Origin of the sequence: Streptomyces sp. NPDC057280 (assembly GCF_042668605.1) — a bacterium.
Lineage (GTDB): Bacteria > Actinomycetota > Actinomycetes > Streptomycetales > Streptomycetaceae > Streptomyces.
The window spans coordinates 993,518-1,008,333 of sequence record NZ_JBHUYR010000003.1 but is presented as its reverse complement, the minus strand read 5'-3'; the positions used below and the strand labels follow the sequence as shown (position 1 = coordinate 1,008,333).

The following is a 14,816-nucleotide window of genomic DNA, read 5'->3' as shown; positions in this document are numbered from 1 at the left end:
CACGGCCGACTACCCTGCGAGGCATGACCCCGTCGGCCGCCACTCCCGCCTACCGTCGCCTCAGCGTCGAGGAGCGTCGAAGCCAGCTCCTCGACGCCGCCCTCGGACTCTTCGCACACCGCGCCCCCGAGGACGTCTCCCTCGACGACGTGGCGGAGGCGGCCGGGGTGTCGCGGCCCCTCGTGTACCGGTACTTCCCGGGCGGGAAGCAGCAGCTCTACGAGGCTGCCCTCAGGTCCGCCGCCGAAGAGCTCCAGCAGTGCTTCGACGAGCCTCGCGAAGGGCCGCTGCTCGACCGCCTCTCCCGGGCCCTCGACCGCTACCTCGCCTTCGTCGACCAGCACGACGCCGGGTTCAGCGCGCTGCTCCAGGGCGGAAGCGTCGTCGAGACCTCCCGTACGACGGCCATCGTGGACGGCGTACGGCGGGCCGCCGCCCAGCACATCCTCAGCCATCTCGGGGTCACCGAGCCCAGCGCGCGGCTGCGGATGACCGTACGGATGTGGATCACGGCGGTCGAGGCGGCCTCGTTGATCTGGCTGGACGACGACAAGGAACCGCCGGTCGACGAGTTGCGGGACTGGCTGGTGGAGCAGTTCGTCGCCGTACTGTCGGTGACGGCCAGGCGCGACCCCCAGACGGCCGCGCTGGTGCAGGCCCTCGCGGCGGATGGCTGACACTGGTGCCGTGAAGAGCGAAGACACCCCCTTCGAGGGCGGCCCCATGGACGGCCGTGTCCTGCCGGTCCTCCTCGGCCCGACCGGGCACCCGCCCAAGCAGTACCGCATCCCGGTCCCGGACCCGGACGGCGGTCCGCCCACCGTGCTGGTCTACCGCCGGGTGCCGCGCGGGCAGAGCAGGCTGGGGCTCCAGAAGGGGTGGAAGTACGCGTACGAGCCCGAGGGCAGGCCGTCGCGGCTGAAGTGGCCGTGGTCCAGGCCCGACGCCACGCCGGGCGGCAAGCCGGACGACACCGACGGGTGACCTCGTTGCGCCGAACCGCGCACACCCGGCGCGCGCGAACAAGGCAGCCGTCCCATGCTCGCGGTGCGGAGCAGAGGGGCTGCTGCGCGCCGGAGGTGATGACGTGTCAGGAAGGCTTCTGCGTCTGGTGTGTACGGCGGCGGTCGCGGCCGGCACCGTCCTCGCGCCCGTGCCCGCGGCGGCCGTACCGGAGCCGCCCGCGCCCGGCGGGCGGAGCGTCTCCGAACTGCTGACGGATCTTCAGCGGCTGTACCAGCAGGCCGAGGAGGCGACCGAGACGTACAACGCCACGGCGGAGAAACTGAAGGACCAGCGGGCTGAGGTGCGCCGGCTGGACGGGCAGCTGGCGCGAGCCCGGCTCTCGCTCCACGACAGCCGGGGCGCGGCGGGGCGCCTGGCCCGGCAGCAGTATCAGAACAGCACCGACATCTCGCCGTACGTGCGCCTGCTCCTGGCCCGTGATCCGCAGCACGCGCTCGATCAGGGGCATGTGATCGGGCAGTTGGCGCGGGAGCGCGCCGAGACCGTGGGACGGCTGACGGGGAGCGAGAAGAAGGCCGACGGGCTGGCCCGCAAGGCCCGCGCGGCGCTCGACCGGCAACTCACCCTGTCCGTCCAGCAGAAGAAGGACCGGGACGCCGTACGGAAGAAGCTCGACGACGTCGAGGAGCTGCTCGCCTCGCTGACCGAGGAACAGCGTGGTGCCGTCGCCGAGTTGGAGCGGACGGATGTCGAGGCGGCCCAGGAGGACCTCGTCACCTCGGGGGCCCTGGGCAGTGGTGAGGATGCGAACGAGCCGACGCGGGCGGCGGACCGGGCCGTGCGGTACGCCGTGCAGCAGCTCGGGAAGCCGTACGAGTGGGGGGCCGAGGGGCCCGAGGCGTACGACTGCTCAGGGCTCACGTCCGAGGCCTGGGGGTATGCGGGCAGGCCCATTCCCCGGACCAGCCAGGAGCAGTGGGCCAGGTTGCCGCGGATTCCGCTGCGCGAGCTGCGGCCCGGTGACCTGGTGGTCTACTTCCCCAAGGCGACCCATGTGGCGATCTATCTGGGGGGCGGGCAGGTCGTGCAGGCCCCGAGAACGGGTGAGAAGGTCAAGGTCTCGCCCCTGGCTTCCCACCCGATCCTGGGGGCCGTGCGCCCCGACAAGGGTCAGGACAGGGAGGCCAGGTAGGCCGCCGTCTTCTCCGGCTCGTAGAAGAAGTTCTCGAAGTCGGACGGGTCGTCGAAGGCGTTGGCGAAGCGGTCGGCGGCGGGCTGCAACTGGCCTGCCGCGCCGATGAGGTTGAGGATGTGCTCCGGCGGCGGGGCCAGCATCGCGTTCGTCCACTTGGTGACGTGCTGGGCGGTGTCCCAGTAGCGGTCGAACGTGCTCTGCATCCACTCCTCGTCGAACTCCTTCTCGCCGCGCTCCAGGATCGAGGCGAGGTAGGCGGCCGCGCACTTGGAGGCGGAGTTGGAGCCCTGACCGGTGATCGGGTCGTTGGCGACGACGACGTCCGCGACGCCGAGGACCAGACCGCCGCCGGGGAGGCGGCCGATCGGGTTGCGGACCGTGGGGGCGTAGCGGCCGGCCAACGTGCCGCCCGCGTCGGTGAGTTCTACCTTCGTGGCCCGCGCGTACTCCCAGGGCGTGTACCGCTCCATGAGTTCCAGGGTCAGGGAGAGGTGCTCCGCCGGGTCCTTGACGCCGTTGAAGACGTCGAGCGGACCGCCGGGTATGCCCTCCCAGAACAGGATGTCGGCCCGGCCGGAGGTGGTGAGCGTCGGCATGACGAACAGCTCGCCGACGCCGGGGACGAGGTTGCAGCGGACCGCGTCGTGGTCCGGGTGCTCGGGGCGCGGGCCGAGGCCGTGGACGTACGACACGGCCAGGGCCCGCTGCGGCTCGCTGTACGGCGAACGGGACGCGTCCCGGCCGAACATCGACACCAGCTCGCCCTTGCCCGCCGACACCAGCACCAGGTCGTACGTACGGGAGAAGTAGTCGAGGTCGGAGACCGCCGCGCCGTGGATGACGAGCTGGCCGCCACGCTGGGCGAAGGTCTCCATCCAGCCGGCCATCTTCACGCGCTGGTCGACCGACTGCGCGTACCCGTCGAGCTTGCCCACCCAGTCGATCGCACGGGCGGCCGGGCCCTCGGCCCACGAACCGGGGGCCGCGACCGAGACGCCGAGTCCTTCGATCTTCGGGGCCTGGGACTCCCAGAAGTTCAGCTGGAGATCGCGCTCGTGCTGCAGTGCGGTGTGGAACATGCACTGCGTCGACATGACCCGGCCGGAGCGGATCTCGTCCGCCGTCCGGTTCGACATCAGGGTGACCTCGTAGCCGTGGGACTGGAGGCCGAGGGCCAGCTGGAGACCGGACTGGCCGGCTCCTACGACGAGTATCTTCCGCATGCGGGTGGTGACTCCTTGGTGGGTTCTACTCGGGGGTTTCGTCCAGGGCGTGGCCGACCAGGGAGAGGAGGGTCTCGATCACCGAGATCCGGCGGCGCGCGTCCATGATCATTACAGGTATGTGCGCCGGGATCGTCAACGCCTCCCGCACGTCCTCCGGTTCGAACAGCTCGCTGCCGTCGAAGTGGTTGACGGCGACGACGTACGGCAGTCCGCAGCTCTCGAAGTAGTCCAGGGCCGGGAAACAGTCCTTCAGACGCCGGGTGTCCGCCATGACGACCGCGCCGATCGCACCGCGCACCAGGTCGTCCCACATGAACCAGAACCGCTGCTGGCCCGGCGTGCCGAACAGGTAGAGCACCAGGTCGTCGTCGAGGGTGAGGCGGCCGAAGTCCATGGCCACGGTGGTGGTGAGCTTGCCCGGCGTGGCGGTGAGGTCGTCGGTCTCCTCGCTCGCCTCGGTCATCAGCGCCTCGGTCTGGAGCGGGGTGATCTCCGAGACGGCGGTGACGAGGGTGGTCTTGCCGACGCCGAAGCCGCCGGCCACGACGATCTTCGTGGCGATGGGGGCGCGGGTGCGGTCCGTCTGCCAGGACTTCAGGTCCTCGTCGGTGTCCGCGAAGGCGGTGTCTCTGGTGCCCGCGACGGCGGTGTCCCTAAAGACGACGGAGTCCATTCAGCACCCTTTCGAGCAGAGCGCGGTCCGGACGGCCGGTGCCGTGACCGGTGCCGGTGCCGTACACACGGATCTTTCCCTGGTCCGCGAGGTCGCTGAGCAGCACCCGGACCACGCCGAGCGGCATCTTCAGCAGCGCGGCGATCTCGGCCACCGTGCGCATGCGGCGGCAGAGTTCGACGATGGCCCGCATCTCCGGCATGACCCGGGTGTTGAGGGAACCATTCGTCAGTTCCTTGCGCTCCTCGGGCGCTTCGAGCGCCGCCACGAACGTCTCCACGAGGAGGACGTGACCGAAGCGGGTACGGCCGCCGGTGAGCGAGTAGGGGCGGACGCGGGCGGGTTTGCGGTCACCGCCGCGGACGGGGAGGGTGGGGCGATCGGTCATCGGGTGCTCCCTGCCGACTCGTTCTCGCTCTCCAGGGATCTCCGGAGCTCGCTGCGGAGCTCGGGGGTCAGGACATGGCCGGCGCGGCCCACGAAGAGCGCCATGTGGTACGCCACCACGCTCATGTCGCAGTCCGCGGAGCCGTGCACACCGAGCAGCGAGCCGTCGCTGATCGACATCACGAACAGGCTGCCCTCGTCCATCGCGACCATCGTGTGCTTCACCGGGCCGGAGTCCATCAGCCGGGCCGCACCGATGGTGAGGCTGCCGATGCCGGAGACGATGGTCGCGAGGTCGGCCGACGATCCGCGCGGACCCTTCGCGGTGGCGGCCTGGGGCCGACGGGCCTGGTCGTTGCGGGCGGGGTCGGAGGAGAGCAGCAGCAGGCCGTCCGATGAGACCACCGCTACTGACTGGATGCCCGGCACCTCCTCGACCAGGTTCGTCAGCAGCCAGTGCAGGTTGCGGGCTTCACTGCTCAGTCCGAAGGTACTGGGCGCGGTCAACTGCTTGCCTCCTCGGGAGTGCCCCCCGTGGCTTCTTCGGCATGTGCGGGCGTCGTCGTCTGACCCGTCTGTTCGGCGATCTCCGCTTCCACGTCGCGGTAACCGGCCTCCGCCCCCCGGCGGAAGCCGCCGAGCCTCCGGCGGAGGGCTTCGGCGTCGACGGATGCGCTGCGCTGGCGGGGCGGTTCTGATGGTGCCGTGATCTTCGGGGTGCGCTTGGGGAGGCCTTTTGCGGTGAGCTGGTCCTCGTCGGGAGCGCGGGTGTGTTCCGTCTCGGCTTCGCCTTCGACGGGTTCGGTACCACCTGCGGGTGGCCCCTGTGGGGCGGATTCGCCGTCGACGGCAGCGGGTTGTTCGTCGGTCGTCGCAGGGTGCTCGTCGGTGGGCGCGGCGTGTGCGTCGGCGGGTGCCGGTACCGGGGCCAGGAGTTCCATCGTCGTTTCCGACGGGGTTTCCGACGGGGCTTCCTGCGGCGTTTCCTCCGCGGACGTCTCCGCGCTTCGTACCGCCCGCTCCGCCAGGTCCACCAGCACGTCGCCCTTCTCCGAACGGCCGTGCAGGACGTTGGAGTTGGCTTCCGCGTCGGCGCCCGGCAGGGCGAAGGAGTGGGGCGTGCCGGAGAACGGGGTGGCCGACGGGACCGCGGCCGAGGGGGCCGCCGCCAGCAGCGGCTTCGGCAGGACCACCACCGCCGCGATGCCCCCCTGCTTCTGCTCGCGGAGCCGGACCCGCACGCCGTGGCGGTGGGCGAGGCGGGCGACGACGTAGAGGCCGAGGCCGAGACCCTCCTCGCCCTCCTGGTCGTACGGGGAGTCCGGGTCGAAGTCGGCGAGGCGGGAGTTGAGGCGGGTCAGGCGGTCCTCGGTCATGCCGATGCCCTCGTCCTGGACGGAGAGCATGACCTCGCCGCTCTCCAGGAGCCAGCCGGAGACCTCGACGGGCAGGTCCGGCGGCGAGAAGGACGTGGCGTTCTCCATCAGCTCCGCGAGCAGGTGGGAGAGGTCGTCGGCGGCGAAGCCCGCGACGTGCGCGTGCGGGGGCAGGGCGGCGATACGGACCCGCTCGTAGCGTTCGATCTCGCTGACCGCGGCCCGTACGACGTCCACCAGCGGGACCGGGCCGGCGCTCTGCTGGACGTGTTCCGTGCCCGCGAGGACCAGGAGGTTCTCGCTGTGGCGGCGCATGACCGTGGCGAAGTGGTCCAGTTTGAAGAGGGTGGCCAGGCGGTCCGGGTCCTGCTCGCGCTCCTCCAGGCCCTCGATGACAGCCAGTTGGCGTTCGACCAGGCCCAGGGTGCGCAGTGCGAGGTTGACGAAGGTGCCGCCGATGCTGTCACGCAGGCGGCCCAACTGGGCGGCGGAGTCGGCGAGTTCACTGCGCAGTTCCTCGCGGGCGTCGGCCATCTTCTGGCGCTGGGCGACGAGGTGCTTGCGGTCGGCTTCGAGGGTGGTGATACGGCTCTGGACGCCGAGGACATGCGCGTGCAGGGTGTTGACCGAGCGGACGACCTGGGCGAACTCGTCGTTGCGACCGGTGAACTTGACCGGTTCCTCGGCCGCCGGGTCCGCCGCCGTGGCCAGCCGGGCGGAGCCGAGGCGCAGGACCGCGAGCGGGCGGGTGAGGGTGCGGGCCATGGCGGTGGCCACGCCGACGGCGAGCAGCATCAGGGCGCCGAGGACCGCTATGCGGATCTCCCAGGCGGTGACGTCGTCGTCGCGGAGCTGGGCGAGATCCTTGGTGCGCTGGTTGTAGAGCGCCGACTCCACGCCGCGCATGAGTTCGACGCGGGCCGAGAGGGCGGCGTCCAGCTTCTTGGCGCCGGTGTCGAGTTCGCGGTCGGAGAGCGTGGGCTGGTCGGTGAGGGAGGCCAGGTACTTCTCGGCGGAGTTGACCTCGGGCCCGGTGACGGTGGAGTCGTAGCGGGCGACGGTCTCCTTCGGCGCGGTCTCCTTGAAGTCGGCGAGGGCCGCGTCGGAGCGGACACGGGCCTGCTGGGCGGCCGCGGTGAGGGCGTCGCGCTGCTTGGCGTCGGCCTCGGAGGTGGTGGAGACGGTCGAGGTGATGCCGGTGATCGGGTCGGTGACCGTCTGGGTGCCGCTCGGCACGCTGAGGGCGGCGAGGAGCAGGCCGCGGGTGGCGGCGGCCTGCTGGACGGCGGAGTCCAGCTCGGCGAGGGCGTGGGCACCGGAGCCCGCGCGGGGCGGCAGCTGCTCGGCCAGCTGTTCGGCGAGGCGGTGCAGCTCGGTGATGGTGGCCGAGTAGGAGGCGTGCGCTTCGAGGGCGGTGCTCTTGCCGGTGAGCGCCGCCCGGCGCAGGGCGGCGATCCCGTCGAGGTCGGCGCGCAGGCCGGCCGGGGTGTCGGTGTCGGCGCGCAGCTCCTCGACCTGCCGGTCGACGCGGGTGCTGTCCTGCTCGGAGGGCGCCTTGGAGCGGGGGCGGCCGGCGGCGACGTACGAGGTGACCTCGTCCCGCTCGTCGGCGAGCGCGTGCGCGAGGGCGAGCGCGCTCTGGGTCTGCTCGGCGAGCGTCACCAGGTCCTGGGAGTCGCTGAGGTCCCGGGAGGCGTCGAGCACGGAGGGCGCGCCGGCCCCGGCGATCGCGGCGGCCACGACGGCGACGGCGACGATGAGCCGGTTGCGTACGTGGGTGGGGCGGCCCTTGCCCACGACGGCCCCGTCAGGGGCGGTGGCGGAGGTGGTGTCGGCGGGAGCCGTCTGCTTGCTCGTACGACGTGGCCGCGTCTTCTGCACCGGTGCTCGCATTCCTGACTCGTGTACCCATGGGACCGGGTGACGCTCTGTCAACTGACGAGTACTCCCGGTACAGTTCCCGACCCTCCCAGCGCCAGTCGGCGGTGGTCGCGCATCACCCGACCCGCCACTCGAAGGAGTGAACCCCGGACGGGAGTTGGGGAGCAAGTTCCCGTGGCACAGTCAGGGCCCTTGCGCGGTCGGCCGGTTGGACGTCCGGGGCGCGCGATGGCATCATCTGCCGCCGCGCCTGCCCGGACTGAATCATTCCCGCCCAAACCAGACGCCTGACCTGCGCACCTGCGCCGATTCGGCGACCGATGCCAGCCTTTCGTGAACCCTGTGAAGGGCTCGTGCAGACTGGCCGGATGCGTACTGAACTCGTATCGGAGCCCGGCGATCCGACCCGCCCCAACGAGGACTTCGCGAGCGTCGGCCTTGCGGCCTCCGGACGGGGCGGGGCACTGGTGGTCCTGGACGGCGTCACACCGCCGAAGGGCCCGACAGGCTGTCTGCATTCCGTCCCCTGGTTCGTCTCACGTCTGGGCGGCGCGCTGACCGAACTGACCGTTTCCCTCCCGGATGTTCCGCTGCCCGAGGCGCTGAGCCTCGCCGTTGCGCGTACCGCCGATTCCCATGCGCACACCTGTGACCTTTCTCACCCACGCACACCACAGGCAACCGTGGTGCTGGCGCGCTGGTCGGACCAGGCCCTGGAGTACCTGGTCCTGTCGGACTCGGCGCTGCTGGTGGAGTCGCCGGGCGGGGCGGTGACGGCCCTCCTGGACGACCGGCTGGCCCTGCTGCCCCGGGAGGCCCTCGCCACCGACGCGCACATCGACGCGCATCTGCGCAACAAGGAGGGCGGCTTCTTCACGGCGGCGGCCGACCCTTCCGTGGCGGAGCGGGCGGTGACGGGGGTCATCCGGCGCGCTGAGGTGAGAGCACTCGCCGCCCTGACGGACGGGGCGACCCGGTGGGTGGAGAAGTTCCGCGAGGGCGACTGGACGGACCTCTTCACCTTCGTACGCAAGGAGGGCGCCCAGGCGCTGGTGACGCGGGTGCGGGAGCTGGAGGGGGCGGACGCGGAGCGGACGTTCCTGGGGCGCAGCAAGCGGCATGACGACGCGTCGGTGGTGTTCGCGGAGCTCTGAGGGCCGCGCCTACTTCTCCATGCCCAGGTTCAGTTGGTGCAGCAGCCGGGCGAGTTCGGAGACCTCCTTCGGGTCCCAGTCCGCCAACCGCCCCGCGTACCGGGCCCGGCGTGCGTCCCGTACCCGGCCGACCCGTGAGCGGCCCTCCTCCGTCAACTCCACCAGCCACGCACGCCCGTCCGCGGGGTCCGGCGCGCGCGTGACCAGGCCCAGGTCCTCCAGAGCCCGCAGTTGCCGGGACATCGTGGCCTTGCCGACGCCGATGTACGCGGCGAGTTCCGTGGCCCGCTGGCGGCCGTACTCGTCGAGGCGCACCAGGAGCCCGTACGCGGACGACTCCAGATCCGGGTGGACCTCGCGGGCCATCTCGCCCTGGTTGGCCCGGGCCCGCCGCAGCAGCACGGTCAACTCGCGTTCCAGCGCCAGGAACCCGGGCTGGTTCACACCACTCCCGGACACGGCGGAGCCGGCCCCGCGTCCGCCGCCGTTCGCGTCTTCGTGCACGTCAGTCCCTGCCTCGGTTTTCCCGGTCGTGAAAGTTTCCGCCAAATGCCGTCATCGCCGCAGCTCGGCCAGTATTTCGCAGGCTTAGACCAACGGCAGCCTCCGGCCCCTCTTCCCTCGTGCTCGTCTACGTGCGTAGCTTCGTTACCAGGCACTTACTGGCATGACCACGCCAGAACACCCCCCACGGTTCCGGTACGTTCCCCCACCGCGCCTTCCGGAGGCACGCATGCCCGTGCACAGACCCAGCCCCAGGCCCAGACCCAGACCGGTACGTCTCCTCCTCACGGCCCTCGCCGCCCTCGCCGGGACCCTGCTGGCCGCCGCCCCCTCCCCCGCCGCCGACATCCCCGCCCGCGGCTCCGCGTACATGGGCATCGGCGTCCTCGCCCACGACGGCCGGAACGGCACGCCCCGCGACACCCGCGCCACCCAGACCGAGGGCGTGGACGTCTCCGGCCACCAGGGCAACGTCGCCTGGTCCACGCTGTGGAGCAGCGGGGTGAAATGGGCGTACGTGAAGGCGACCGAAGGCACGTACTACACGAACCCCTACTTCGCCCAGCAGTACAACGGCTCCTACAACGTCGGCATGATCCGCGGCTCCTACCACTTCGCCACCCCGGACACGACCGGCGGCGCCACGCAGGCGGACTACTTCGTCGACCACGGCGGCGGCTGGTCCAAGGACGGCAGGACGCTGCCCGGCGCCCTCGACATCGAGTGGAACCCGTACGGCGACTCCTGCTACGGCAAGACGCAGAGCGCGATGGTCACCTGGATCCGCGACTTCCTGAACCGCTACAAGGCCCGCACCGGCCGCGACGCCGTCATCTACACGGCCGCCAGCTGGTGGACCGAGTGCACGGGCAACTACGCCGGCTTCGCCGGCGCCAACCCGCTGTGGATCGCGCGCTACGCGTCGACCGTGGGGACGCTGCCGGCGGGGTGGGGGTACTACACCATGTGGCAGTACACCTCCTCCGGACCGACCGTGGGCGACCACGACAAGTTCAACGGGGCTCTGGACAGGGTGCAGGCCTTGGCCAACGGCTGACCCGCCCACGCACGGCGAAGGCCCGGGCCTCCCTCACGGGACCCGGGCCTTCACTTCATCCGGTCACGTCCGTCACGCCGCGACCGGAACCTCCGGCGTCGCCCCGTTCGTCGCCGGGGAGAGCGCCAGTTCCAGGACCTGGCGGACGTCGGTCACCGGGTGGACCTCCAGCTTGTCCAGCACCTCGGCGGGCACGTCGTCCAGGTCGGCCTCGTTGCGCTTGGGGATGATGACGGTCGTGACGCCCGCCCGGTGCGCGGCCAGCAGCTTCTGCTTCACGCCGCCGATGGGCAGGACCCGGCCGGTCAGGGAGACCTCGCCGGTCATCGCCACGTCCGTGCGGACCAGTCGGCCGCTGAGCAGTGAGGCCAGTGCCGTCGTCATCGTGATGCCCGCGCTCGGGCCGTCCTTCGGGACCGCGCCCGCCGGGAAGTGGATGTGCACGCCCCGGTCCTTGAGGTCACCGACCGGCAGCTCCAGTTCGGCGCCGTGCGAGCGCAGGAAGGACAGGGCGATCTGCGCGCTCTCCTTCATCACGTCGCCCAGCTGACCGGTGAGGGTCAGGCCCGCCGCGCCCGTCTCCGGGTCGGCCAGCGACGCCTCGACGTACAGCACGTCGCCGCCCGCTCCCGTCACCGCCAGTCCCGTCGCCACACCCGGCACCGCGGTGCGGCGCTCGGCCGGGTCCTGGGCGGACTCGGGGACGTGGTGCGGACGGCCGATCAGGTCCCGCAGATCCGCGTCCGTCACGGTGAACGGCAGCTTCCGCTCGCCCAGTTCGTGCTGGGCGGCGACCTTCCTCAGGAGCCGCGCGATGGACCGCTCCAGGGTGCGGACGCCCGCCTCGCGCGTGTATTCGCCGGCGAGCTTGCGCAGCGCGCTCTCCTCCAGCGTGACCTCGTCCTTGTCGAGGCCCGCCCGCTCCAGCTGGCGCGGGAGCAGGTGGTCACGGGCGATGACGACCTTCTCGTCCTCGGTGTAGCCGTCGAGGCGGACCAGCTCCATACGGTCGAGCAGGGCCTCCGGGATGGCCTCCAGGACGTTCGCCGTGGCGAGGAACACCACGTCGGACAGGTCGAGTTCGACCTCCAGGTAGTGGTCGCGGAAGGTGTGGTTCTGCGCCGGGTCCAGGACCTCCAGGAGGGCCGCCGCGGGGTCGCCGCGGAAGTCGGAGCCCACCTTGTCGATCTCGTCGAGCAGGACCACCGGGTTCATGGACCCGGCCTCCTTGACGGCCCGCACGATCCGGCCGGGCAGTGCGCCGACGTACGTACGCCGGTGGCCGCGGATCTCCGCCTCGTCGCGGACACCGCCGAGGGCGACGCGGACGAACTTGCGGCCCATGGCGTGCGCGACGGACTCACCGAGCGAGGTCTTGCCGACACCGGGCGGCCCGACGAGCGCCAGGACGGCACCGCCACGACGGCCGCCCACGACACCCAGGCCGCGCTCGCTGCGGCGCTTGCGCACGGCGAGGTACTCGGTGATGCGCTCCTTCACGTCCTCCAGGCCCGCGTGCTCGGCGTCCAGGATCGCCTTGGCGCCCTGGATGTCGTACGCGTCCTCCGTCCGTTCGTTCCACGGGAGTTCGAGGACGGTGTCGAGCCAGGTGCGGATCCACGACCCCTCGGGGGACTGGTCGGAGGACCGCTCGAGCTTGTCGACCTCCTTCAGGGCCGCTTCCCGCACCTTCTCCGGCAGGTCGGCGGCCTCCACGCGGGCGCGGTAGTCGTCGGACTCCTCGCCCTCCTTCTCGCCGTTGAGCTCGCGCAGTTCCTTGCGTACGGCTTCGAGCTGGCGGCGGAGCAGGAACTCGCGCTGCTGCTTGTCGACGCCCTCCTGGACGTCCTTGGCGATGGTCTCGGCGACGTCCTGTTCGGCGAGGTGGTCGCGCAGCTGCTGGGTGGCGAGCTTGAGGCGGGCGACCGGGTCGGCGGTCTCCAGCAGCTCGACCTTCTGTTCGGTGGTCAGGAACGGCGAGTAGCCGGAGTTGTCGGCGAGCGCGGAGACGTCGTCGATGGCCTGGACGCGGTCGACGACCTGCCAGGCGCCGCGCTTGCGCAGCCAGGCGGTGGCGAGCGCCTTGTACTCCTTGACCAGTTCGGCGACATGGCCGGGCAGCGGTTCGGGGACGGCCTGGTCGACCGTGGTCCCCTCGACCCACAGGGCGGCGCCCGGGCCGGTGGTCCCCGCACCGATCTGCACCCTGCCCCGGCCCCGGATGAGGGCACCCGGGTCGCCGTCGGCCAGCCGGCCGACCTGCTCGACGGTGCCGAGCACACCGGTGCTCGCGTAGGTTCCGTCGATCCGCGGCACCAGCAGGACCTTGGGCTTGCCGGGTTCCGAACGGGCGGCGGCCTGGGCGGCCTCCACCGCGGCCCGCACGTCGGCGTCGTTCAGGTCCAGCGGCACCACCATTCCGGGCAGCACGACCTCGTCGTCGAGCGGCAGCACAGGCAGAGTGAGCGGTGTGGACGTCGAAGCCATGATCTCCCCTTCGGCAGTCAAGTTGAGCTATGCCGACTCAATGCACGTGAGCCTTCGATTGTTCCCCCGGCTGCGTTCGCTGTGAGCGATCACCTCTGTCGACGTGGATGACGGGCCGCGTATGGTCAACAACGGTAATGACCACTTATGCATTCCACCCATTACAAGGAGATGCCGTGGACGAGACCGTGCGGGCTTGGGTGGACGGGTGGGTCGTCTCGCGCGGGGCCGCTCCGCCGACGCCGGAACCCTGGGGCTGCACGATCGACATGGGCATGGACGGGCACGTCACCCGGCATGTCTTCGGCGCGGTCGGCGACGGTGTGGACGAGGCGGCCGTACGGAAGGTCGCCGAGGCGGTGACCGGTGCCGGGGTGTGGCTCAAGGTGTTCCGGGACCCGGCCGTGGTCGGCGACTGGCTGGGCGGGGGCTGGTGGATCGATCCGGAGCCCGGTTACCTGATGACCCTCCCGCTGGTGCGCGACGCGGCGGTCCTGCGGGTTCCGGACGGCTACCGGCAGCGCACCTGGTCCCGCGGCGGGGTCGTCCGCACGATGATCGCCGCCCCCGACGGCTCCTGGGCGGCCCGCGGCCAGCTCGCCCCGACCGGCGCCACCGCGGTCGCCGACCAGATCGCCACGTCCCCCGCCCACCGGCGCCGCGGTCTGGGCACCCTCGTCATGCGCACGCTCCAACGGGCGGCACGGGAACAGGGGGCGGAACGGTGCGTGCTGGCGGGGACGCCGGAGGGGCGGGCGTTGTACGAGTCGCTGGGCTGGACGGTGTCTGCGCCGCTGACGAGTGCGAAGTACACCGGGGCCGAAACCGGGGACGAGGTGAACCGGGACTGAACCGGGCGGCTGGGTACAACGGCCGCTGAACCCCGGGGTACGCCGGCCGCTGAACCCGGGGTACACCGGCCGCTGAACCCAGGGGCAGGGAAAAGAAGTTGCCCTCTCCCCGAGACCCCGTACGTTCACCCCGTGACCGATACACAGACCTTCCTCGCCGCCTACGACGACCAGATGCGCGGTGCGCCGCCCACTCCGCCGGCCGGGGTGACGTACGAGAAGGACGGGCCGCTGCTGCGGATCGTCGGGCAGTTCCGCGGGTTTGTGAGCGGACCGAGCGAACTCGGCCTGGAGGGCGAGGAGCTGGACGGGTTGATCGCCCGGCAGCGGGACTTCTTCGCCGGGCGGGGTGAGGCGGTGGAGTGGAAGACCCGGGGCCACGACACCCCCGCCGACCTCACCGCACGACTCCGCGCGGCGGGATTCGTACCGGAGGACCGGGAGACGGTGCTGATCGGCCGGGCCGCGGACATGGCCGTACGGGAGCCGGTGCTGCCGGCCGGTGTGACCTTGCGGCGCGTCACCGCCGACGCGGACATGCGGCGGATCGCCGCCATGGAGTCGGCCGTGTGGGGCCAGGACCGGGGGTGGCTCGCGGACGACCTCATCGGCCGGGTGGCCGCCGCCCCCGACGAGATCGCGGTCTACGTCGCCGAGGCGGACGGTGAGGTCGTCTCCGCCGCCTGGCTGGCCTTCCGGTCGGGCACCGGGTTCGCGAGCCTGTGGGGCGGCTCCACGCTCGCCGCGTGGCGGGGCCTGGGCATCTACCGCGCGCTCGTCGCCACCCGCGCCGCCCTCGCCGCCGCCCGGGGTGTCACGTACCTGCACGTCGACGCCTCCGACGACAGCGCGCCCATCCTGCGCCGCCTGGGTTTCACGGCGGTGACGACGACCACGCCGTACGTGTGGACGCCGGAGTGACCGTGCCCGGACCTGAACCCCGGCCGACCGACAACGCGTTGGCGACGGCCCTGGCCAACGCCCGTTTGCGGGGCGGGAACTGACGGAAGAGAACTTCCTGCACGCCGTATTCTGAGCCGGCGTGAAGGGGGGATGGCT

At 71.5% G+C, this 14,816-nt stretch carries 14 protein-coding genes; 7 read left to right on the top strand and 7 right to left on the bottom strand.

Annotated elements, in window-relative coordinates; translation table 11 throughout:
• Window positions 1-23: 23 nt before the first annotated feature.
• The 3 genes from ACFUO4_RS23240 (at window position 24) to ACFUO4_RS23230 (ending at window position 2,158) form a co-directional block, all read left to right on the top strand.
• On the top strand, window positions 24-677 hold the full coding sequence (locus tag ACFUO4_RS23240; RefSeq protein ID WP_383487648.1) for a TetR/AcrR family transcriptional regulator: 654 nt from the start codon (window positions 24-26) through the stop codon (window positions 675-677).
• The gene (locus ACFUO4_RS23235) at window positions 670-984 is read left to right on the top strand and encodes a hypothetical protein (RefSeq protein ID WP_179143550.1); all 315 of its coding nucleotides are present in this window, start codon (window positions 670-672) and stop codon (window positions 982-984) included. The genes ACFUO4_RS23240 and ACFUO4_RS23235 overlap by 8 nt, the downstream gene beginning before the upstream one ends.
• A gap of 103 nt (window positions 985-1,087) precedes the next feature.
• Window positions 1,088-2,158: an NlpC/P60 family protein gene (locus ACFUO4_RS23230; RefSeq protein WP_383487645.1), complete on the top strand. Its 1,071-nt coding sequence runs from the start codon at window positions 1,088-1,090 to the stop codon at window positions 2,156-2,158.
• Here the strand turns inward: ACFUO4_RS23230 and ACFUO4_RS23225 are convergent.
• The 5 genes from ACFUO4_RS23225 to ACFUO4_RS23205 are packed head-to-tail and all read right to left on the bottom strand — an operon-like array spanning window position 2,137 to window position 7,704.
• Window positions 2,137-3,384 (bottom strand): styrene monooxygenase/indole monooxygenase family protein, encoded by a 1,248-nt coding sequence (locus ACFUO4_RS23225; RefSeq protein WP_079311612.1) that lies wholly within the window; start codon window positions 3,382-3,384, stop codon window positions 2,137-2,139. The genes ACFUO4_RS23230 and ACFUO4_RS23225 overlap by 22 nt on opposite strands.
• 25 nt (window positions 3,385-3,409) lie before the next feature.
• Entirely contained in the window at window positions 3,410-4,060 is a 651-nt protein-coding gene (locus ACFUO4_RS23220; RefSeq protein ID WP_079311613.1) for an ATP/GTP-binding protein, read from the bottom strand.
• Complete coding sequence (locus ACFUO4_RS23215; protein WP_079311625.1) at window positions 4,041-4,448, bottom strand: DUF742 domain-containing protein; 408 nt, start codon at window positions 4,446-4,448, stop codon at window positions 4,041-4,043. Before ACFUO4_RS23215 ends, ACFUO4_RS23220 begins: the two co-directional genes overlap by 20 nt.
• Window positions 4,445-4,954, bottom strand: a complete 510-nt coding sequence (locus tag ACFUO4_RS23210) for a roadblock/LC7 domain-containing protein (protein WP_383487641.1) — start codon at window positions 4,952-4,954, stop codon at window positions 4,445-4,447. The genes ACFUO4_RS23215 and ACFUO4_RS23210 overlap by 4 nt, the downstream gene beginning before the upstream one ends.
• Window positions 4,951-7,704 (bottom strand): nitrate- and nitrite sensing domain-containing protein, encoded by a 2,754-nt coding sequence (locus ACFUO4_RS23205; protein WP_383487638.1) that lies wholly within the window; start codon window positions 7,702-7,704, stop codon window positions 4,951-4,953. The genes ACFUO4_RS23210 and ACFUO4_RS23205 overlap by 4 nt, the downstream gene beginning before the upstream one ends.
• A gap of 368 nt (window positions 7,705-8,072) precedes the next feature.
• Here ACFUO4_RS23205 and ACFUO4_RS23200 point away from each other — a divergent pair, with 368 nt between their 5' ends.
• Entirely contained in the window at window positions 8,073-8,858 is a 786-nt protein-coding gene (locus ACFUO4_RS23200; protein WP_383487635.1) for a protein phosphatase 2C domain-containing protein, read from the top strand.
• Between the two features lie 9 nt (window positions 8,859-8,867).
• Here the strand turns inward: ACFUO4_RS23200 and ACFUO4_RS23195 are convergent, their stop codons facing one another.
• A complete protein-coding gene (locus tag ACFUO4_RS23195) occupies window positions 8,868-9,362 on the bottom strand; it encodes a MarR family winged helix-turn-helix transcriptional regulator (protein WP_079311615.1) in 495 nt (164 codons plus the stop codon).
• A gap of 229 nt (window positions 9,363-9,591) precedes the next feature.
• On the opposite strand from ACFUO4_RS23195, the gene ACFUO4_RS23190 reads away from it, so the two are divergent.
• A complete protein-coding gene (locus tag ACFUO4_RS23190; protein ID WP_383487632.1) occupies window positions 9,592-10,419 on the top strand; it encodes a lysozyme in 828 nt (275 codons plus the stop codon).
• A gap of 72 nt (window positions 10,420-10,491) precedes the next feature.
• On the opposite strand, the gene lon is transcribed toward ACFUO4_RS23190, so the two are convergent.
• Window positions 10,492-12,906: an endopeptidase La gene (gene lon / locus ACFUO4_RS23185; RefSeq protein ID WP_383487629.1), complete on the bottom strand. Its 2,415-nt coding sequence runs from the start codon at window positions 12,904-12,906 to the stop codon at window positions 10,492-10,494.
• Between the two features lie 176 nt (window positions 12,907-13,082).
• Here lon and ACFUO4_RS23180 point away from each other — a divergent pair, with 176 nt between their 5' ends.
• Both ACFUO4_RS23180 and ACFUO4_RS23175 read left to right on the top strand, forming a co-directional pair.
• Complete coding sequence (locus tag ACFUO4_RS23180) at window positions 13,083-13,757, top strand: GNAT family N-acetyltransferase (protein WP_383487626.1); 675 nt, start codon at window positions 13,083-13,085, stop codon at window positions 13,755-13,757.
• Between the two features lie 174 nt (window positions 13,758-13,931).
• Window positions 13,932-14,678: a GNAT family N-acetyltransferase gene (locus ACFUO4_RS23175; protein WP_383487931.1), complete on the top strand. Its 747-nt coding sequence runs from the start codon at window positions 13,932-13,934 to the stop codon at window positions 14,676-14,678.
• The last annotated feature ends 138 nt before the right edge of the window (window positions 14,679-14,816 follow it).

Bases quoted from the DNA above. Each gene is read 5' to 3' on its own strand.
- ACFUO4_RS23225 (WP_079311612.1), bottom strand. From the start codon at position 3,384: ATGCGGAAGATACTCGTCGTAGGAGCCGGCCAGTCCGGTCTCCAGCTG.
- ACFUO4_RS23175 (WP_383487931.1), top strand. From the start codon at position 13,932: ATGCGCGGTGCGCCGCCCACTCCGCCGGCCGGGGTGACGTACGAGAAG.
- ACFUO4_RS23240 (WP_383487648.1), top strand. From the start codon at position 24: ATGACCCCGTCGGCCGCCACTCCCGCCTACCGTCGCCTCAGCGTCGAG.
- ACFUO4_RS23235 (WP_179143550.1), top strand. From the start codon at position 670: ATGGCTGACACTGGTGCCGTGAAGAGCGAAGACACCCCCTTCGAGGGC.
- ACFUO4_RS23220 (WP_079311613.1), bottom strand. From the start codon at position 4,060: ATGGACTCCGTCGTCTTTAGGGACACCGCCGTCGCGGGCACCAGAGAC.
- lon (WP_383487629.1), bottom strand. From the start codon at position 12,906: ATGGCTTCGACGTCCACACCGCTCACTCTGCCTGTGCTGCCGCTCGAC.
- ACFUO4_RS23190 (WP_383487632.1), top strand. From the start codon at position 9,592: ATGCCCGTGCACAGACCCAGCCCCAGGCCCAGACCCAGACCGGTACGT.
- ACFUO4_RS23215 (WP_079311625.1), bottom strand. From the start codon at position 4,448: ATGACCGATCGCCCCACCCTCCCCGTCCGCGGCGGTGACCGCAAACCC.
- ACFUO4_RS23200 (WP_383487635.1), top strand. From the start codon at position 8,073: ATGCGTACTGAACTCGTATCGGAGCCCGGCGATCCGACCCGCCCCAAC.